General features: G+C 71.5%; 12 protein-coding genes. 8 read left to right on the forward strand and 4 right to left on the reverse strand.

Going from position 1 to position 19,212, the window contains the following annotated elements; translation table 11 throughout:
- Nucleotides 1-92: 92 nt before the first annotated feature.
- Nucleotides 93-2,975 (reverse strand): AAA family ATPase, encoded by a 2,883-nt coding sequence (locus tag AB0P35_RS20785; protein ID WP_363512511.1) that lies wholly within the window; start codon nucleotides 2,973-2,975, stop codon nucleotides 93-95.
- Nucleotides 2,976-3,231: 256 nt separating this feature from the next.
- On the opposite strand from AB0P35_RS20785, the gene AB0P35_RS20790 reads away from it, so the two are divergent.
- The 3 genes from AB0P35_RS20790 to AB0P35_RS20800 all read left to right on the forward strand — a co-directional run bounded on the left by AB0P35_RS20790 (nucleotide 3,232) and on the right by AB0P35_RS20800 (nucleotide 5,523).
- Nucleotides 3,232-3,660 (forward strand): hypothetical protein, encoded by a 429-nt coding sequence (locus AB0P35_RS20790; protein ID WP_363512513.1) that lies wholly within the window; start codon nucleotides 3,232-3,234, stop codon nucleotides 3,658-3,660.
- 351 nt (nucleotides 3,661-4,011) lie between these two features.
- Complete coding sequence (locus AB0P35_RS20795) at nucleotides 4,012-4,740, forward strand: ATP-binding protein (RefSeq protein ID WP_363512515.1); 729 nt, start codon at nucleotides 4,012-4,014, stop codon at nucleotides 4,738-4,740.
- 63 nt (nucleotides 4,741-4,803) lie between these two features.
- Complete coding sequence (locus AB0P35_RS20800; RefSeq protein ID WP_363512517.1) at nucleotides 4,804-5,523, forward strand: response regulator transcription factor; 720 nt, start codon at nucleotides 4,804-4,806, stop codon at nucleotides 5,521-5,523.
- Here the strand turns inward: AB0P35_RS20800 and AB0P35_RS20805 are convergent.
- Nucleotides 5,492-7,861 carry a hypothetical protein gene (locus AB0P35_RS20805; protein ID WP_363512519.1) on the reverse strand — a complete coding sequence of 790 codons (2,370 nt, stop codon included), beginning with the start codon at nucleotides 7,859-7,861 and terminating at the stop codon, nucleotides 5,492-5,494. The genes AB0P35_RS20800 and AB0P35_RS20805 overlap by 32 nt on opposite strands.
- A 101-nt stretch (nucleotides 7,862-7,962) precedes the next feature.
- On the reverse strand, nucleotides 7,963-11,934 hold the full coding sequence (gene eccCa, locus AB0P35_RS20810; RefSeq protein ID WP_363512521.1) for a type VII secretion protein EccCa: 3,972 nt from the start codon (nucleotides 11,932-11,934) through the stop codon (nucleotides 7,963-7,965).
- Between the two features lie 181 nt (nucleotides 11,935-12,115).
- Here eccCa and eccD point away from each other — a divergent pair, with 181 nt between their 5' ends.
- Entirely contained in the window at nucleotides 12,116-13,507 is a 1,392-nt protein-coding gene (eccD, locus tag AB0P35_RS20815; protein ID WP_363512523.1) for a type VII secretion integral membrane protein EccD, read from the forward strand.
- Nucleotides 13,508-13,558: 51 nt separating this feature from the next.
- Nucleotides 13,559-14,983, forward strand: coding sequence for a type VII secretion protein EccB (eccB, locus tag AB0P35_RS20820; protein WP_363512525.1), 1,425 nt, complete (start codon nucleotides 13,559-13,561; stop codon nucleotides 14,981-14,983).
- Here the strand turns inward: eccB and AB0P35_RS20825 are convergent.
- On the reverse strand, nucleotides 14,961-15,980 hold the full coding sequence (locus tag AB0P35_RS20825) for a LacI family DNA-binding transcriptional regulator (protein WP_363512527.1): 1,020 nt from the start codon (nucleotides 15,978-15,980) through the stop codon (nucleotides 14,961-14,963). The two genes, eccB and AB0P35_RS20825, sit on opposite strands and share 23 nt — an antisense overlap.
- 282 nt (nucleotides 15,981-16,262) lie before the next feature.
- Between AB0P35_RS20825 and AB0P35_RS20830 the strand changes: the two genes are divergently transcribed.
- Genes AB0P35_RS20830 through AB0P35_RS20840 form a run of 3 tightly spaced genes read left to right on the forward strand, consistent with a single transcriptional unit; the run spans nucleotide 16,263 to nucleotide 19,134 of the window.
- Nucleotides 16,263-17,300: a sugar ABC transporter substrate-binding protein gene (locus AB0P35_RS20830; protein WP_363512529.1), complete on the forward strand. Its 1,038-nt coding sequence runs from the start codon at nucleotides 16,263-16,265 to the stop codon at nucleotides 17,298-17,300.
- The gene (locus AB0P35_RS20835; RefSeq protein WP_363512531.1) at nucleotides 17,297-18,346 is read left to right on the forward strand and encodes an ABC transporter permease; all 1,050 of its coding nucleotides are present in this window, start codon (nucleotides 17,297-17,299) and stop codon (nucleotides 18,344-18,346) included. The genes AB0P35_RS20830 and AB0P35_RS20835 overlap by 4 nt, the downstream gene beginning before the upstream one ends.
- On the forward strand, nucleotides 18,343-19,134 hold the full coding sequence (locus tag AB0P35_RS20840) for an ATP-binding cassette domain-containing protein (protein ID WP_363512533.1): 792 nt from the start codon (nucleotides 18,343-18,345) through the stop codon (nucleotides 19,132-19,134). The genes AB0P35_RS20835 and AB0P35_RS20840 overlap by 4 nt, the downstream gene beginning before the upstream one ends.
- The last annotated feature ends 78 nt before the right edge of the window (nucleotides 19,135-19,212 follow it).

The following is a 19,212-nucleotide window of genomic DNA, read 5'->3' on the forward strand; positions in this document are numbered from 1 at the left end:
AGCCAAAAGGCCCAAGTCGGGATCTTGGGCCTGTGTGCCTAGAGCCAACCGTCCGGGCACGCGGTCGAACCGGACGCGGGAGCCCGGCAAGGTCACGCTACCGCGTCGCTCCCCGTCGGCTCAGGGTGCCGAAGCGCTTCGGTGGCGATTTCCACCCGGGAGTGGGCACCGAGCTTGACCAGGATGTGTGAGACGTGGGTCTGCACCGTCCGGCGGGACAGGAACAGGTCCGCGGCTATCTCCGGGTTGGACTTGCCTTCCGCGACCAGTCGGGCGACCCGCAGCTCGGTCGGCGACAGTGCGGGCCAGCCGAAGGACACCCGCGGCCGCGGGCCGCGCACTCCGCGCCGCACCCCGTAAGGGCGGATCCGGGTGTCCGCCCGCCGGGCATCCCAGACCGCGCCCACCTGTGTGAAGACCGATGTGGCCTCCACCAGAGCCGTCCTGGCCTCCGCGCCGTGACCCTGGCGGGCCAGCAGAACGGCAGCGTCCTCCAGCGTCTGTGCCCGTTCGAACGGCCGGCCCACGGCGGCGTAGTGTTCTGCGGTCTCCAGCATCAGTGCCGGATCTGCCTGGATCAGCCCGCGACAACGCCGTGAGGCGAACGAGGCCCGCGCCGGCACGGCCTCCCTGCGCGCCTCGTCCTCACAGGCTTCTCCCGCCTCTCGCGCCAGCGTTTCCTCACCGAGGTCCAGTGCCAGCCGGACCAGGTCGGGCAGCCACTGGTGCACCAGGCTCATCTGCCCCGGGCGGCGTTCCAGGATCTGGGACAGCAGGACCAGCGCCCGCTCGGGGCCGCCCTCACGCTCCGCCTCCAACGCCTGCGCGGCAAGCAGGAAATCACAGTTCTCCCAGTCGGAGACGGTCTCCACCGGCAGCCTGGCCGCGGCATCCAGATGCCTGCGCGCCAGCTCGCGGTTGTCGCGGTGCCCCGCGATCAACGCGGTCACCCCGTGGTGCAACAGCATCGGCCCGCGCTCACGCAGCCCGAAGTAGGTGGACTCCGGCCCCCGCGCGGGAATCGAATCGAGGGAGGCAACCGCATCGTCCCAGCGACCGGTCCAGAAGTCGTGCACCGCCGATCCGATGTGCAGGATCGCCTTGGCCGGCTCGCCACTGCGTGCAGCCTCCGCGTGGGCCTGCCGCAAGGTTGCCTCCGCGTCCGCCAGGCGGTCCAGGTTCTGGAAGGCGAACACCCTGCTCTCTCTCGCCCAGGCCCGCAGGTCGACGCACTCCGGATCGTCATCGATCAGGGCGAGCGCCCGGTCTGCCGACTCCAGTGCCTTCCCGTGGTCGCGCCGCACCGAGTCGACGAGCCCCAGTACACACAGCGCGTAACCGGCCCCGAAGCGGTCCCCCGTGGCCTCCGCTGCCCGCAGCGCCTCCCGTGCCGCGTGCTCCGCGCCCTGGAGATCTCCCACGTCGGCCCGCATGAACATCGCGGACAACGCCTGGAACCGCCCTCGCCACTTCGCCGGCAGCGTCCCTGCCGTCAGCGCCTGGGCGATCATCGAACGGGCCTGGTCGTTGCGGCCCGCACTGAACAGCATCCGGGACAGCAGCCAGCGCATCTCGGCCGCCTGTTCGGTGTCGGGCGAGCGCGCCAGCAGCCCCCTGACGAGGTTCTCCGCCTCGTCGTGCAGGCCCAGCCGGAACAGCGCCCTGGCGAGCGCGGACACCACCGCCTCGTACTGCTCCGTCCCAGCGCCCGCATTCTGCTCCACGACCCGCCGCAGCAACTCGGCCGCGAGCTGCGGCGCCTGGTCCGTCAGTGCCTGGGCATGCGAGGCCACCCACTGCAGGGACCACCGGTCCACGGCCGGGGCAGCGGCGATCAGCTGCTCGGCCACGCGCTCGACGCCCGCCCCGGACTCCGCCAGCACCTGGGCGACATGACGGTGCAGTGTGGTTCGCAGGGCCGAGGGCAGGCCGTCGTAGAGCACCTGCCGGATCAGCGGGTGGCGAAACCGCAGACCCGCACCGGAGGCCACCACCACCGCAGCGGCGTCGGCCTGACGCAGCCCGGTGAGCAGCGCGGAGACCGGAGCTCCCAGCACCGCGGCCAGATCCGTGACGGTGAATTCCTGGCCCAGCAGGGTCGCCGCGCCCAGCACCTCCACCAGGGACTGGGGGAGGAAACCCAGCCGGGCGGTGATCACGGTAGCCAGCGACTGCGGCACCCGGTCCGGCACATCCGCGGCCAGCTCGGCTTCTTCCGCGACAACCACCGAGCCCTCGTCCCGGAGCGCGTCGAGCAACTCGACGAGGTACAACGGATTGCCAGCGGCTCCCGCGGACAGCCGTCTCAACCGCGGTCCAGGTGGTGCCCCGACCGTCTGGGCGACCATCTGGAACACCTCTTCCCGGGGGAGCGGGCCGAGCGGAATTTGCACCCCGCCCCGGGACAGCACGCTCTGCCGCAACTGGGCCACCGCGTCCCGCTGAGGCAGCCGCCGGGAGACGGCGATCAGCAGCAGCGGCAACTGCTCGACGGACTGGGAAAGCCGGTGCCAGACGACGAGGCTGGGCTCGTCGGCCCACTGGACGTTGTCCATCACCATGACCAGCGGACCGGCGGCGCACATCTCGTCGACCAGAGCCAGCAGCCGTTCTGTCGCAGCGCGCACGGGATCGGCGCCGCCGAGCATCCCCGACGCGGGGCCGCCGTACAGCAGCCGGGCCACCTGTGCATGTCGTTCGTCGGGGGAGTGGGCGCTGACACCCAGGCAGTCCAGTACCACCCGCAGCGGGGAGCGCAGACCCAGTTCGTCGGCATCGCCCCAGACCAGCCGGCAACCGGAGGCCTCGGCGTCCGCGAGCGCCGCCGCAACGAACGAGGACTTGCCGATCCCGGGCTCACCTTCGACCCACACGGCCCGGCCCAGCCCTGCGGCCACATTCTGCACCAGCTGCCGGAGCACGGCCATGTCCGTGGCCCGTCCCACGAAGGTCGTCGCCGGAGCGCTCCATTCCATGCGCGAAATCCTATACCTGCGCCTTTGTGGGGTTTTCCCCGGCAAGGAGGGCATCCGCCGTACGGAAAGCGCGTTTCCCGCGCCCAGCCCGGGAATCGACCGACATTCCTGCCCGAAAAGCCGGGCCCGGGCCTATCCAATTCCGGGACCAGGGGCCCAGGCCCCTCTTTCGAGGCCGCCGGGTGCCGGTTAGCCTGCCAAGAACTTCCCAGGTCGACGCCCTGTCTGTGGCGGTACGACCAGCAAGGAGCCACTTATGCACCTGTCACAGCCCGTCGCGGCGGCGCCACCCGCGACCCGCACTCCCGACACCGCCCCGACCGCTCCCGTCGTCCGCCACCCGCCGTGGCCCGGGAGCGTGGCTCATCCTGACACGCCGGGTTTCGAACGATCGGCCAAAGCCTGGCTCTTCGATCTCGGCCCCGCCCGCTGGCAGTGCGAAGGAGTGTTCCACCGGCGCCCCGACGAGCTCGCCCGGATGGTCCGGCTCTACATCGAGTCCGAACTGGCGACCGCCCAGACCGCCCTGCACAGGATCCGACTCCTGCGCACCTCTCCGGACAACGGGGAACTTCTCGACTTCTGCCAGCGCGAGAGCAACTGGGCCACAGCCATGCGCGACCAGGTCCGGGAGGTGGAGGCGGCCCTCCGCCAGCGCCGCATGGCGCGCGGGAAGGCCTCCTAGGCCCGGCCCCGCCGCACGTGGGAGGCCTACTGGCCTGCTGGCGGATGTTTCCCGACATGGCTGCCGGGATGCTGAGACCTACCCGAACTTCCAGGGCCCCAGGACACTATGCCCGGGGCCTTGTGGGTACTCGGAACCCGTCCCGGCACGAGAGGTCCGACGATGGCCCACCGTCAGCAGGAGGATGCCTCCGGTCCGCGCCCCGCGCTCCGGGCCGTCGCCGCCCTTCTCGGCGCCGGCTGCGCAGCCGCGGCGACCTGGGGCCTTGCGCCTCTTCCCCCCGCCGGGTCCGTCCTCTTCGCGACGGCCGCGGTCCTGTCCGTACTCCGCCCTCCCGTGCCGCCCCGCCGCATGTCGGCCCGCCGCCGGACCTGCGAGGACAAGGCGCAGCGCGCTGCAGACGCGGAACGCGCAAGGCTGGCCCGTGGCCTGCACGACTCGCTGGGCAAGACCGTCGACGGCATCGCCCTGGCTGCCGAGGCCTTCGCCCGTGCGGTCCGCCAGGACCACCTCGACCGGGCGGACCTGGTGGAGTGGGGCGAACAGATCGCCGCTGCCGCCCGCCAGGCATCCCGGGAAGCGAGGGAGTTGATGACGGGCCTGCGCAGCCCCACGGTCGGGTGTGTCGAACCGCTTCGGGAGGCTGTTGAACGCACTGCCGCTGCCTGGTCGGCGAGGGCGGCGACCGACTGGACGGTTCACGTAGCCGAAGGCGTCGACGCCGAACTCGACGGCGAGGTCCGCCGTGAACTGCTGCTCATCGTCGACGAGGCACTCGCCAACGCGGCCCGGCACGCCGCCGCCGCCCACCTGCGAGTGGCGGTCTCGCTCGACGGCCACCTCGTGGAGGCCGTGGTCTGTGACGACGGACACGGCTTCGACTCCGCCTCCGTCCCGGTGGACCGGCAACGCGGCGCGCGCTACGGAGTCCTCGGCATGCGCGAGCGCGCCGAATTGCTCGGCGGCAGCCTGCACATCGGACGCAGCGGGCAGGGCGGTACCGAGGTGCGCGCCCGCCTCCCGCTCGTCGGCCCGGCCGACCCGTCCGCGCCTGGCGCCTGCACCGTCTGCCATCCCTGAACCGCCCCGCCCCGCGCCGCGCCGGCCCGCCTGGCGGCATCCGTACGCAGAAAGCAGCAGGACATGATCGACCACCTGACAGGCAAGCCCCTCGGTGTCCTGATCGTTGACGACAATGCGGTGGTTCGGATGGGCCTTCGGGCGCTGCTCGGCACCGACCCACGACTGTCCGTCCTCGGTGAGGCCGGGAACGGGCGTGCGGCACTGCACCTTGCCCAGCAACTCCAACCGGGTGTGATCCTGCTGGACAACCGTATGCCCCAGGTTGACGGCCTGAGCGTACTGCGACCCCTCGCTGCGATCTCCCGCGTGCTGATGACCACCTACACCCACGATCCGGCCACCGTCGAATCCGCGATGCGTCTGGGGGCATCAGGCTTCCTCGTCCACGGAGATTTCACCCCGGACGAGCTGATCCGCGCCGTTCTGCGCGCCGGCCCCGGGCTGGCGCACCTGTCCCCGCAGGCCACCTCAGCGATACTGGGCCGACTGCAGACGGGCTCGCCTGTGCGGGCAGCACCGCAGAACAGGCAGATCGACGCACTGACCAGGCGGGAACGGGAAGTCATGAATCTCGTCGCGCAGGGCCTGTCCAACTCCAGGATCGCCAGCCGACTCGTGCTCAGCGAGAAGACGGTCAAGAACCACATCAACCACATCCTTGGAAAACTCCAGGCTGCGAACCGGGCCGAGGCCATGGCGCACTGGCTCGGGACGGACCGGCAGGACAGCAGGTCCGAGCCCCGGGATGTCACGACCGCGCGGGAGCGATCTCGTTCATGACGATCCGGATGACTTGCTTTCCCAGACTCTTCGTGGCGACGCGGAACAATGCGTCCTCGATGCTCTTGTCAGGGAAGAGCCGGTTGACGGACACTCCCTTGAGCAGGTCGCGGGCCACGTTGCCGACCCCGGCGATAGGAACCCCCACCCACACCAGCGGATTGGTCTGTCCCGGCCGGTAGGTGATGCCGGTGGAGACGGTGTTGCTCAGAGAGCCCTTGAAGAAGCCCTTGACCGGCTCGTACACCAGTGCCTCGCGCCACGATTTCGGGGCCTCGATGGCCTTGAGGGACTGCGGGGAGAATCCCCCGACACCTTCCTTCTGCCACCCCACCGGGTGCAGGCGCATTTCGCCGTCCCGGACGACCAGACCGTATTCGACGGGCAGACCCTCCTTCCAGGTGTTGTGCCGCAGGACGTCGGCGAACAGCGTCGGGGCCGACGACTCCTCGCGGAGCGCTTTTCCGGTGTCCGCGAACTCCTGCCATTTCTGCTGTCGGGCCAGTGCGGCGTCCAGCTGCTGCCGTGCTGCCGAGGCCTCGGCCGCTGCGGCTTCGGCAGCACGGGAGGCGGATCGCACCTGGGCGTCCGCGGTACTTCGCGCGCTCAGCGTCGTCTCCAGCTGCCGCGTGCTGGCCGCCTCCTGGGCCCGGGCCCGGGTCACCTCCTGGGCCGCATGCCGGGTCCGCACCGGATCGCCGAAGACCTCGGCGAGGTCGTGCCGGCTCTCGGCCGCCCACACTCGCGCTCTGGAGAGGCCGAGCTCCTCGGTGCGGGCCGCGGCCAGCTGCTCGGCTGCCCTGAGCTGCTCCCGGGCCGACCGCAGGGCCAGCTCCGCGTCGCGATGCGCCGCGGCCGTGCTGCGATGGGTGGCGTCGGCCGCCGCTGTCTGCCGGGCGAGCGGAGCTCCCTCGCCGGGCAGTCCCCGCAGCCCCGCCTTACGCGTGCCGGCCCGGGCCGCCAGGAACCGGTCGAGAGAGCCTGCCGGGCTCGGGGCGGCGGGCGTGGGCTGTCGCGTGGCGACGGACTTCACCGGGGCCTCCTCGAACCGCACGCCGCCGCGGGGGCCCGTCTCGGCGGCGCCGCCGAGTGCTTGGGCGATCTCTTCCCGGGTGGGAACGGGCATATCGGCGGACGGGCGGGGCCCAGCCGAGGCCCCCGGACCGGAGCGGGCTGCAGAACCTCCAGAGGCGCCTGCGGCGCCCCTTACCTCATCGCGACTGGAGACCCGGGTGAGGCCTTCCAGATTGCTGGTCACCCGGCTGAGCCCGTTGCCGGGGGTGCCGACTGCGGTGGCTGTCGAGCCCGTCCCCAGAGCATCGGTGTGCCCGACCACGGCGCTGTCCCGTGTCGGCGCCTTCCCGAGGGAGTTCACCCAGGACTTCCCCTGTTCTCCCAGGCTCACGAACTCCGGCAGGCCGTCCGCAGCACGCTTGACCTCGCCGGCCTCGGTGAGGATCTTCTTGAATCCGCTCGCTTCCAGCCCGCCGAGCAGGCCGCCGGCCAGCCCGCTGCCGAGCGCGCTCCAGAGCATGGTGATGTCGAGCGGCTTGTGGCCGATCCCGCGGGCGGTCAGGTTCGCGAGCACGTCCACCACCATGTCGCGGGTACCGTCGAAGACGAGCTTGCCGTACCCCAGGCTGAAGGACTCACCGCGCCAGACGAGCTTGCTGAACTGCGCGATCCAGGTCCGGGCCCGCACGAAGAAGCGGACGACCGCGGAGAGCACGTCGGCCAGCCACTGCACGAGCCGACCGGCATCGACGGCCAACACCGCCAGTTGCATCTCGGCAGCGGCGAGCAGTGGCGGGAATGCGGCTGCGGCGGCGATGAAAGCAAGGGTGGCGCCGATCTGGATCGCCAGTTCCTTGAGGATCTCCAGTGCCTGCCCGAGCCGGGAGGCGTGGTCTTCGTGCTGCTCGGCCGTTTTCACGGCGATCGATGCGGTGGTCGACAGGTCGGTGGAGTGGGAGGCGGCGGCGAGCCGGAAGGCGTCGGCAGCGCTGCCCTGCCAGACGGCCTGAGACTGTCGCGCCAGGTCCTCGACGAAGGCGCTGTGCGCACGCAGCTGCGCGGCGAGGTCGTAGTGGGCCTGGGCGTTGTCGCGCAGTACTCCGGGGTTGCCGCCGGGATCGGGCAGCCCGACGGCAGCCAGGGCGTGAGAGGGCTCCAGAACGGCACCCCGGGCGCTCACCGGCGCTGACCCGGGTCGGTCGACGAGCCGTCGCGCCCGGACACGAACCGCGTGTGCGCCGCAGTAGTCGTCACCCGGACAGCATGCGCGGCGCGGCCGCCCGAAAGGCCTTCTACCAGGCGGTATCCGGAAAAGCTCGGTCATTGTTCACGCGCTGGTTTCCTTCTGCGGCCATCAGCGGGTCAGGCCGATGACGCAGGGGGAACGCGCGCGTGAACCGCCCGCGAGCCGGCGGCGTGTGCGGCTCAGCCGGCGTGGCGGGGGAGGTCGGGCCGATCGAGGAAAGCGGTCTGCAGCAGTAGGTTCTGCCGGCGGGTGACCAGGGTGGCCCGGCCCGGCGGCAGCAGGCGGGGCTTGGCATCGCCGAGGAAAGTACCCTCTTCCCTGCTGCAGGACAGCAGCAGCCCGGGTGTGCCGAGCTCCCACAGCTTTCGCAGGACCGGATCGGACATGGCACGGGAGGCGCCGGAGCTGGAGCGGGCGACGATCAGGTGCAGGCCGATCTCGGCGCCTTGGGGCAGCAGGTCGAGCAGTGGCGCCAGCGGGCCGTGCAGCCCGCCGCCGACCAGCTCGTAGTCGTCGACGAGGACGAACAGCTCGGGTCCGACCCACCAGTCCCGCTGCCGCAGCCGGTCCGGGGTGATCTCGGGTCCGGGAAGGCGGCCCTTCAGGGTCTGGGCGGTGGAGGCCATCATCTCGGCGAGCGCCGACTCCGAGACGGCGTAGCCGAGCTGGGTCCGCTCCGGAACCCACTCGTAGAGGTCACGACGGTAGTCGGCGATCATGATCCGGGCCTGCTGCGGCGAGTACCGGTGGACGACGGCACGGGCCATCAGCCGAAGCAGATTGGTTTTCCCGCTCTCGGTGTCGCCGAAGACCATGAGATGGGGGTGCTGCCCGAAGTCGTGCCACACCGGTTCCAGCCGCTGCTCGTCCACGCCGATAGGGACCAGCAGGTCGCCGTGCGGAACGGGCAGTTCGGCGACCGGGACGGTGTGCGGCAGCATCCGCAGGGCCGGGGCGTGAGAGCCCTTCCAGCTGTGCGCGACCTCCGTGACCAGGGCGGCGGTGGCCTCCTGAAGGTCTTCGACCGAACCGGAGCCGTCGATGCGGGGGAGCGCGGCGAGGAAATGCAGGGCGTCGGGGGTGAGCCCGCGCCCGGGGACGGCCGGGACCCGGGCCGCGTCCTTGCCGCTGACCTCGGACTCGATGGCGTCGCCGAGATGGAGTTCGAGACGGGTGCCGAGAAGGTCGCGGGTCCACGGCCTGATCTCGGACCAGCGGGTGGAGCTGACGACGACGTGGACACCGTAGCTGAGACCGCGGTTGGCAATGTCGGTGATGACTGCCTCCCAGGCCTCGAACTCCTGGCGGAGGGTGAACCAGCCGTCGACGACGAGGAAAACGTCCCCCCAAGGGTCGTCGCCGGGTCCACCGTCCCGGCGCATCCGCCGGTAGGCGGCCATCGACTGCACACCCTGCTCGGAGAACCGGCGTTCCCGCCGGGCGAGCAGCTGACTGACCTCGGCGACGATCCTGGCGCCCCGGTCGGGCTCCAGCCGGGAGGCCACCCCGGAGACGTGTGGCAGGCCGGCGAGGCTGCCGAGCGTGCCGCCGCCGAAGTCCAGGCAGTAGACCTGCACCTCGTGCGGTGTGTGCGACAGGGCGAGGGCGGTGATGAGAGTGCGCAGCAGCGTGCTCTTGCCGCTCTGCGGGGCGCCGACGATGCCCACATGGCCGGCCGCGCCGGAGAAGTTGACGCTCAACAGTTCCCGCAGCCCGTCGAAGGGGCGGTCGACGATGCCCAGGGCGACGGTGAGTGAACCACGGGCCTGCGGGTCGGAGCAGGTGAGACCCAGGGCGGGGTCGGCGACGAGGGGCGGCATGAGCTGGTCCAGGCTCGGCGGCTCCGCCAGCGGCGGCAGCCACACCTGCCGGGCCGGCGGCCCGGGGGTGCGCAACCGCTCCAGCAGCAGATCGAACAGGGTCGGCGCATCGGCACCTGCCGTCTGCTGCACAGGTCCGATGGCAGACGAGGACACCTCGGCGACGGGCAGGGGCAGGTAGTCGGAGCCGAAGCCGACGACCTGCCGCTCCACCACCGAGCGGGGGCGGCGGCGCTCGGGTGCCCTGTGCGGCCCGGACACGTACGCAGCCTTGAAACGCGTCAGGTTCATGTCCGACTTGAGGTAGCCGTTTCCGGGAGAGGACGGGAGCTGGTACGCGTCGGACACACCCAGCACACTGCGGCTCTCGGCGGCGGAGAAGGTCCGCAGGCCGATCCGGTAGGACAGGTGCGACTCCAGCATGTGCACCCGACCCTCGTCGAGCCGCTGCGAGGCGAGGAGCAGGTGCACGCCCAGGCTGCGCCCGAGCCGTCCGATCATCACGAACAGGTCCATGAACTCGCGTTTCGTGCTGAGCAGTTCGCTGAACTCGTCGACGACCAGGAAGAGGGTCGGCAGAGCCTCCAGCGGGGCTCCCTGCAGCCGGGCCCGCTCGTGCTCGTACAGCGAGCTGTATCCGGTGCGCCGCAGGTATTCCTGACGGCGCACCAACTCGCCCTGCAGGGCGTCCTGCATGCGGTCCACCAGAGGCAGTTCGTCGGCCAGGTTGGTGATCACCGCGGCGGTGTGCGGAAGGGCGTCCAGACCGGTGAAGGTGGCACCGCCCTTGAAGTCGACCAGGACGAAGTTCAGCACCTCGGAGGAGTGTGTGGCGGCCAGTGAGATGACCAGGGTGCGCAGCAGTTCGCTCTTTCCCGAGCCGGTCGCGCCGATCAGCATGCCGTGCGGGCCCATGCCGCCCTGGGCTGACTCCTTGATGTCCAGCTCGACCGGGGAGCCGTCCTCGGCCACACCGATGGGGACACTGAGCCGCTCGCGCGGGGAGCGGGCGGACCAGAGCGTCTCCGGGTCGAAGGACTGCACATCGTCGATGCCCAGCAGGGAAGTCAGTTCGAGGTCGGCTGCCAGCGGGTCGGCGGCCTCGGTGGAGGTCCCCATCCGGTACGGGGCGATCAGGCGGGCCACCGTGTGGCAGCGCCTGACACTGAGCAGATCGGGTCGGCCCACACGGGTGACGACGTCCTTGCCCGTGCGGTCGCTGTCCACCGTCTCGATCGAGTCGGTGTCGACGTTCAACCGCAGAGTGAGACGGTCGGCCTTCCAGCGCAGCGAGCCGGACACGTCCAGCACGGTGGTGTTGGCCATCCCGGACTCGGCGATCCGAGCCCCCGCCGGCAGGGGAACTCCGTCCAGGACAACCAGCAGGTACGGCTCGTTCTTCCTCGGCGCCGCGTTCGGATCGAACCGCGGACGCTCGGTGAAATCCTCACCCAGCAGTTGTTCCAACCCCGCGTAGCTGTCGGTGATCAGGCGTACCTGGCCGGCGGCGTCGTGCTCGGAGCCGTGCAGGGCGTGCGGCAGCCACTTGACCCATTCCCACTGGGCGCGGTGCTCGTCGGATGTGCACACCGCGATGACCAGATCCTCGGGGGAGTGGAAGACGGCCAGCTGGGCGAGGACGGCGCGCGCCATGCCCCGTCGCACCTCGTCCTCCCCGCAGATGAGCACCCGGGCGAAGGCCCGCAGATAGATGGCGACCGGCAGGTCCGGCACCACCGCATACGCCCGGATGAAACGTCGCAGCGCGGACGCGCACAGCGGTTCCAGATCCTCGACCGGCTTGGTCTGCGGTGCCTGTATCCGGGAGGCCAGCCGTTGCTCACCCGTGCCGATCCGTACCTCTCCGAAGTCGTCGTGGCTGACCCGCCGCTCCCACAGACGCGAGCTCATCGCCACCGACCACAGGCCTCGCGGGTCGGGGTGCTGCCAAGCCAGCGCGGCCCGCTGGCGCAGCGCGGTCTTGCGGACCTGGCGGCGGGACTGGGTCATGTACCGCAAGTAGTCGCGCCGCGCACCTTTGAGTCGGCGCTTGCGCTCGCCGGATGCGCTGCCCATCTGCCCGAACAGCATGAGCACCATCGACAGCGCCATCGCTCCGGACGCCAGGTAGCTGACAGCCTTCGCCCCGGGCTGCACGAACATCAGCATCATCGCGCCGGAGGACACGCCCATCGGCAGGTACATCATCGCCATCGACATGCCGCCGCCCTGCCTCTCGGGTAGGACGGGCGGTTCCTGGAGGGCGATCTCCCCGCCGGGCAGTTCCGGTCCGGTGCGGCGCAGCGGGCGGCGGAAGACGACTGTGGTCACGTGAAGGGGCCTCCTTAGAACCGCTGGTGAACCGTGTCCGCGTAGTCCGGGTGAACCCGGGGACAGTTCCCGGCCGTGTACAGATGCAGGGGCACACGCCTTCTGGGACCGGCCACCACTTGTAGGTACGTGCCGGACCCTGCCGGAGGTTCGGAAATGAGTGCGAAATGGGTGCGCCGAGGTGAGCGGACAGAGCGCGGGGGAGATGTGCAGACTGGTGGTCGCCGCCCCGGACCGGCAGGTGGAGGTGGCGGTCCCCGCGGGCGTCACCCTCTCCGACCTGCTGCCGGCGGTGCTCCAGCACGCGGGTACAGATCTGGCTGACGCAGGTCTCGAACACGACGGCTGGGTGCTGCAGCGGCTCGGCGAGGCACCCTTGGACGAGGACCGCACACCCGCGGAACTCGGCCTGCGCGACGGGGATCTACTGACGCTGCGTCCGCGCGCCGACGCCGTGCCCGAGATGGACTTCGACGACCTGGTGGACGGAATCTCGACCGGCATCCGATCCCGTCCGGACCGCTGGCACGAGGAGATGACCCGCCGCCTGCTGCTCGGCTTCGCCCTGGCAGCGCTCGCCACCGGCTGGGCCGTGCTGCTCGTCCCCGCCCCGAACGGGCCGCGGGCAGCCGCCGGCGCACTGGTTGCGGCCCTGCTGGCCGTGGGGGCGGTACTGCTGACACGGACCTGGGGAAGCGTCTCGGCAGGTACCACGGTGGGACTGGCCGCACTGCCCTACGCTGCGCTCGCCGCGGCCCTCGCCACAGGCGGCGGGCCGTACGTCGGCCACCTGGCTCCCCGCCAACTCCTCGCCGCCGGCGCAGCCGTGGCGGCCGTAGCGGTTCTCGGCGCGCTGAGCGGCCCGGCGGGGCGGCCGGTGTTCGTCGGCGCCGCATGCGTCGGCGCCCTGGGCGCCGCAGCCGCCCTGCCGGCCGCCACCGGGCTGCTCACCGGCACCGGCGCCGCGGCCGTCCTGCTCTGTCTCGCTCTTGCACTGGGACCGTCGGTGCCCGTCACCGCATTCCGGCTCGCCAGGCTGCACACCACCGCGCTGCCCACCGGCGCCGACGACCTGGGCGAGGACGTCGAGCCGATCCCGGCCCCGCCGCTGCTGGAGCAGGTCAAGAACACCGACCGGTTCATGACCGCGCTGTTCGTTGCACTCGGCGCGCTCTGCACGATCTGCCTGATCCGGCTCGGCCATGCGCCAGGCTGGGCGCCCCCCGTGCTGTGCGCCATCGCCTGCCTGGTGCTGCTCCTGCGCAGCCGGGTGCTGCTCGGCGCCTGGCAGCGCCTGGCCGCACTGGTACCCGGAGTGCTGGGCCTGGTCCTGCTGGCCACCAGAGAGGCCGCACCGTCCCCGACGCCGCAGCGGCTGGTGGTCGAGCTCGGCGCCCTGGTGTTGCTGGCCGTCGTCATGGTGGCCGCCGCCCACCGCCTGCCGGGGCGCAGGCTGCTGCCCTACTGGGGGCGGGCTGCGGATCTCGCCGAGAGCCTGACCGCGCTGAGCCTGGTCCCGGTGCTGTGCCAGGTACTGGGGCTGTACGGGTACCTGCGGGGGCTGTTCGGCTGATGCACGCCGGGAGCGTTGCCCACGGACGACCCTCACACGCGGAGTAAGACGATGCAGAGCAAGCAGGACCAGCTCCAGGCGCACCTCTACGTCCTGGGCCGGGTGGTGTCTGCCCTGACCCGGGGAGAGCCCGACGCCGCAGAGACGCCGATGCGCAGGTTCACGGGCGCGGCCGTCGGAGGCGGAGTGCTGGCCCTCGTCCTGGCGGCGGGAGCCGCCGTCCTCGGGCTGGTGCTCCCGGCCTCGGGCACCGCTTGGCAGACTTCCGACACGCTTGTCGTGGAGAAAGAGACCGGCACCCGGTACCTCCTTGTCGACGGCGTCCTGCACCCCGTCCTGAACTACACCTCGGCGCGGCTGCTCACAGGATCCCAACTCCAGGTGAAGTCCGTCGCGCAGAAGACGCTTGCGGCGGTGCCGCGCGGAGTTCCCCTGGGCATCCCCGGTGCGCCGGACTCGCTGCCGCAGCCGGGTCCGGCCGCCACCGGCCGGCAGTGGACCCTCTGCGCCGATCCTGCATCCGATCAGGCAGGGACAGCGGTTCGCACCACGGTGGCGCTCGACAACGCCCGGCCGATCGGCGCGCCCCTGGGTGTCAGCGCCCTGTTGCTGGAAGGGCCTGACGGCGTGCTGTACCTGGCCTGGCACGACCACCGCCTGCGTGTCCCCGACCGTGCGGTGCTGGTGGCCCTCGGCTACGGCGGCCACCAGCCCTGGCGGGTTCCGGCCCAGTGGCTGGCCGCGCTGCCGTCCGGGCCGGACCTGCGGGCGCCCTCGGTGCCCGGCCAGGGTGCGGACGGCCCCCGGGTGGGTGGCCGGGCGTCCAAGGTGGGCCAGGTCCTCTCGGTGACGACGACCACCGACGGCGGACCAGGAACGAGCTATTTCCTGGTGCTCCAGGACGGCCTCGCGCCGGTCAGCGCGTTGGAGGCGGCGCTGCTGCTCGGAGACCCGGGCAGCCGTGGCGCCTACCCGGACGGGCGGGTGACGGCGGTGGCGGTCAGTTCCTCCGACGCGGCCGCGGCGGCCCTGTCGGGGCACACGGTGGATGCCGCCGGTCTGCCCGCCACGACGCCCGTGCTGGTGGAAGCCGCCTACGGTCGTGTGCAGGCGCCCTGCGTGCGGCTGCTGTTCGGCCCCGGCGGGACAGCGGCGTCGGCCGTGGTCGGCCTGGCGGACGTCCCCTCGACGGCCGGCGGCGCAGCCGGCGCGGGCCGGGCCCTGGTGGTCCCGGGCGGAGGCCTGCTGGCCGAGGCCCCCGCGCTGAGCGGCGACCGGCGCGGCGCGCAGTACCTGGTGTCCGACCTGGGGGTGAAGTACCCGCTGGGCGGCGATGCGGCGTCGGCGCTCGGCTACAACTCGAACGCGCCGGTGGCGGTTCCGTCCGCACTGTTGGACCTGCTGCCCACCGGTCCCGAGCTCTCCGCCGCGGCCGCCGCCCGGGAGCAGCCCGTCACCGCGCCGTCGACGCCGTGAAGCCGCAGGCGCGCGGCGGTGCAGTGGTGGAGCGCACGACCAGCGAGGGCTGCAGCAGACGGTGAACCGGCGAGCCGCCACCGCGGACCCGGGCGATCAGCGCCTCGGCCGCCAGCCGACCCATGTCCACGGCCGGCTGGTGGACCGTGGTGAGGCCGACATGGTGCATGGCGGCCAGTCCGGTGTTGTCGTACCCGACGACCGAGACGTCCTCGGGCACACGCAGCCCGGCCTCCTCCAGTGCAGCGATGACCCCCACCGCGTTGTAGTCGTTGGCGGCGACTATCGCGGTGGGGGCGGGTCTGGCGGCCAGCAGTTCGCGGGTGCTCCGCGCGCCGGCGGTGTCGGTGTACTCACTGGGAACGACGAGCGCCTCGAGACCGTGGCGGCTCATCGCCTCCTGGTAGCCCCGTCGCCGTGGTGCGGCCTGTGAACCCGCGCCGCCGTCGAAGTGGGCGATGGCGGTGTGGCCGAGCGCGGCCAGGTGGTCCACCGCGAGGGCCGAACCGGTCCGGCCGTCGTCATTGACCAGATCGACCGCGGTGGAGCGGACGGTGCGGGCGACGAGGACCACCGGGCAGGTTGCGGCCGCGGTTGCGATCGTGGCCGCGGGGACGACGGGGCCCAGCAGCGCGACCCCGGCCGGCCGGAAGGACAACAGGCTGGCGACGGCCTTCTGCTCGCGCGCGGCGTCCCGGCAGCCGGTGTTGAAGACCAGCTCGAAGCCCGCGGCCCGGGCCGCGGCGTCGAGCCCGTCCACGACCTCGGCGAAGAAGGCGTTGTGCAGGTCGGACACCAGCACACCGAGCACCGTCGAGGTGTGACTGGCCAGCGACCTCGCCATGGCGTGCGGGGCGTATCCGAGTTCGGCGGCTGCTTGCAGCACGGCCTCACGCCGGCCCGGGCTCACCTGCGGCGAGTTGCGCATCACCAGTGAGACCAGGGCGCGGGAGACGCCCGCACGCCGTGCCACGTCCTCCATGGTCGGTCGGCCCATCTGTCTCTCCTGCGCTGTGTGCTGGCCTGCGGATTACCGGCAGGGCCGGCGCCGGCGGGTAACGGTTCCCGCCCATCGTGCGGGCGGTCTTGACTTCGCCGATCGGCAGGCTACATCGTGGTGCCGCTTCAGTCATTAGAGCGCTCTAATTCCGGCTTCCCGGTTAGGGCGCTGCGATCCGGGATCACTGCGTGGCCCCGCGCTGCGGCGCGGTGTTCACCTGTCCCCCACGGCCGTCGAGCCCTACGGGCCGGCGGCCCCACCCCTGTGGAAGGACGCACCATGACGACGTCGAACCCGACCGCGCCCGAGTGGCCGCGCCGCCTCGGACGGCGCCGCGTGCGCCTGTCGGCGGCTGCCGCCGCGGCAGCCCTCGCCCTGCTGGCCGCATGCAGCGGCCCATCCGCTGACGCGCCGCCCTCTGCCGCGAACACCGCGGCCAAGGGCGCGGACACCGCCGGCCCGCTGACCGTCGAGGTGGTCACGCACGGCGGTACAGGGGACTCCTTCTGGAGCGTGGCGCAGCACGGCGCGACGGACGCGGGCAAGCAACTCGGCATCCAGGTCTCCTACAACTCCGACCCCGACCCCGCCGGCCAGGCCAAGCTGATCGACAACGCGATCGCCCAGCACATCGGCGGTCTGGTCGTCTCCATGGCCAACCCGGACGCCCTGCAGTCATCGATCAAGGCGGCAGTGGCCGCCGGGATCCCGGTGGTGACCATCAACTCCGGTTCCGCCGCGAGTGCTTCCTTCGGCGCCATCGGCCACGTCGGGCAGGAAGAATCCGTCGCCGGCCAAGGGGCCGGCGCCAAGCTCAAGAAGCTGGGCCGCACCAAGGTCCTGTGCGTCATCCACGAGGCCGGCAACATCGGGCTCAACCAGCGCTGCGACGGCGCCAAGCAGGGCTTCGGGGCCGCGGTCACCAACCTGCAGGTCGACCTCGGCAATCCCGCGGACACCGTGGCGCGCATCCGGGGCGCGCTGCAGGCCGATCCCTCCATCGACGCGGTGCTCACCCTGAACTCCCAGGTGGCCCAGAGCGCGGTCACGGCGGTTGCCGCCGTCGGCTCGAAGGCCCAGGTCGCCACGTTCGACCTCAACAAGGACGTGCTGGCCGCGATCAAGGCCGGCACGGTGGTCTTCGCCGTGGACCAGCAGCAGTACGAGCAGGGCTACATCGCGGTGGTGATGCTCAAGCTCTTCCACGACAACGGCAACACCCTCGGCGGCGGCATGCCGGTGCTGACCGGTCCGGGCTTCGTCGACAAGTCCAACGTCGACCAGGTCACCCGGTTCGCGGACCGAGGCACCCGATGACCACGGCGGGACAGCAGGCGGCCACCGCCTCCTCCGCCCCGGGACGGGTCGGGCTGCTGGCCCGCCTGGTGGCGCGGCCCGAACTGGGCTCTCTGCTCGGCGCCGGGCTGGTCCTCACCTTCTTCTCGCTGATCAGCGGCCAGTTCCTCAGCACCCTGGGCGCGGCCACCTGGCTCGACGACTCGGCGACCCTGGGGATCGCCGCAGTGGCTGTGGCCCTCCTGATGATCGGAGGCGAGTTCGACCTGTCCGTCGGCGTGATGACGGCCTCCTCCGCGCTGATCACCTCACTGCTGGCCGTGTACGCGGGCTGGAACGTCTGGGCGGCGCTCGCGGCGGCGCTCGCCTTCGCTCTCGCCGTGGGGGCGCTCAACGGCTGGCTGGTCATGCGCACCGGCCTGCCCAGCTTCATCGTCACCCTCGGCACCTTCCTCGCCCTGCAGGGCCTCAACCTCGGTGTGACCCGGCTGGTCACCGGCACCGTGCAGGTCTCGGGCATCCGTGAGGCGGACGGATACACGCAGGCCGGCTACCTCTTCGCCTCCACCGTCCAGGTGGGCGGGGCGCCGTTCCCGGTGTCGATCCTGTGGTGGGTTGCGGTCACTGCAGCCGCCTCGGCACTGCTGGTGCGCACCCGGTTCGGCAACTGGGTGTTCGCGATAGGCGGTTCGGCACCCAGCGCGCGACAGGTCGGCGTGCCGGTGGTCCGCAGCAAGGTGCTGCTCTTCATGGGCACTGCCGCCGCGGCATGGCTGGTGGGCGCGATCAACCTGCTGCGGTACACCACCGTGCAGGCGGGCCAGGGCGTCGGCCTGGAGTTCCAGTTCATCATCGCCGCGGTGATCGGCGGCTGCCTGATGACAGGCGGCTACGGCTCCGCGGTGGGCGCCTCGATCGGTGCCCTGATCTTCGGCATGGCCCGCCAGGGCATCGTCTTCGCCCGCTGGAACAGCGACTGGTTCATGCTCTTCCTCGGGGCGATGCTCATCTCCGCGGTCCTGGTCAACAACACCGTCCGACGCCGCACGGAGAGGGTGCGAGGATGACGACACCCCCTATTCTGCAAGCCCGCGACCTGGGCAAGACGTACGGCAGCGTGACCGCGCTGAGCGGGATCGACACCGTCGTCCGGCCCGGTGAAGTCACCTGCGTGCTGGGCGACAACGGCGCCGGCAAATCCACACTGATCAAGATCTTCGCCGGAGCCCACCAGCACAGCAGCGGAGAGCTGCTCCTGGACGGCGTCCCGGTCCGCCTCTCCTCGCCCCGCGAGGCGCTCGACCGGGGCATCGCCACCGTGTACCAGGACCTGGCGGTCGTCCCACTGATGAGTGTGTGGCGCAACTTCTTCCTCGGCTCCGAGCCGGTCCGCCGACTCGGACCCCTCCGGTGGCTCGACCGGCGCACAGGACGGGAGACCGCCCGCGCCGCGCTCGCCGAGATGGGCATCCACCTGCGCGACATCGAACAACCGGTCGGCACACTCTCCGGCGGTCAGCGCCAGTGCGTCGCCATCGCCAGGGCAGTGCACTTCGGCGCCCGGATGCTCATCCTCGACGAGCCGACCGCGGCACTGGGCGTCAAGCAGTCCGGCGTGGTTCTGCGATACGTCGCCAGAGCCCGGGACCGCGGACTGGGGGTCGTCCTCATCACCCACAACCCGCACCACGCCTACCCGGTCGGCGACCGCTTCCTGCTGCTGGGCCGCGGCCGCAGCCTGGGCTGCTACGAGAAGGGCGAGATCTCCCTTCAGGAGCTCACCCGACAGATGGCCGGCGGCGCCGAACTCGAAGCACTCGCACACGAGTTGCAGGCCGCAACGCGGGACGAGTAACCCCCGGCGGCGCTCGGCCCCCACCGGGGCCGGGCGCCCCGCACCTCCACACACCCCGACACACCGTCAGCCCCGCTA

The organism is Kitasatospora sp. NPDC085879 (genome assembly GCF_040686255.1).
In the GTDB taxonomy this organism is placed as follows: Bacteria; Actinomycetota; Actinomycetes; order Streptomycetales; family Streptomycetaceae; genus Kitasatospora.

Excerpts from the sequence above, each read along its gene's own strand:
- AB0P35_RS20835 (WP_363512531.1), top strand. The coding sequence starts at position 17,297 with ATGACCACGGCGGGACAGCAGGCGGCCACCGCCTCCTCCGCCCCGGGA.
- eccB (WP_363512525.1), top strand. The coding sequence starts at position 13,559 with ATGCAGAGCAAGCAGGACCAGCTCCAGGCGCACCTCTACGTCCTGGGC.
- AB0P35_RS20800 (WP_363512517.1), top strand. The coding sequence starts at position 4,804 with ATGATCGACCACCTGACAGGCAAGCCCCTCGGTGTCCTGATCGTTGAC.
- AB0P35_RS20795 (WP_363512515.1), top strand. The coding sequence starts at position 4,012 with ATGTCGGCCCGCCGCCGGACCTGCGAGGACAAGGCGCAGCGCGCTGCA.
- AB0P35_RS20790 (WP_363512513.1), top strand. The coding sequence starts at position 3,232 with ATGCACCTGTCACAGCCCGTCGCGGCGGCGCCACCCGCGACCCGCACT.
- AB0P35_RS20830 (WP_363512529.1), top strand. The coding sequence starts at position 16,263 with ATGACGACGTCGAACCCGACCGCGCCCGAGTGGCCGCGCCGCCTCGGA.
- AB0P35_RS20785 (WP_363512511.1), bottom strand. The coding sequence starts at position 2,975 with ATGGAATGGAGCGCTCCGGCGACGACCTTCGTGGGACGGGCCACGGAC.
- AB0P35_RS20840 (WP_363512533.1), top strand. The coding sequence starts at position 18,343 with ATGACGACACCCCCTATTCTGCAAGCCCGCGACCTGGGCAAGACGTAC.
- AB0P35_RS20825 (WP_363512527.1), bottom strand. The coding sequence starts at position 15,980 with ATGGGCCGACCGACCATGGAGGACGTGGCACGGCGTGCGGGCGTCTCC.
- AB0P35_RS20805 (WP_363512519.1), bottom strand. The coding sequence starts at position 7,861 with ATGACCGAGCTTTTCCGGATACCGCCTGGTAGAAGGCCTTTCGGGCGG.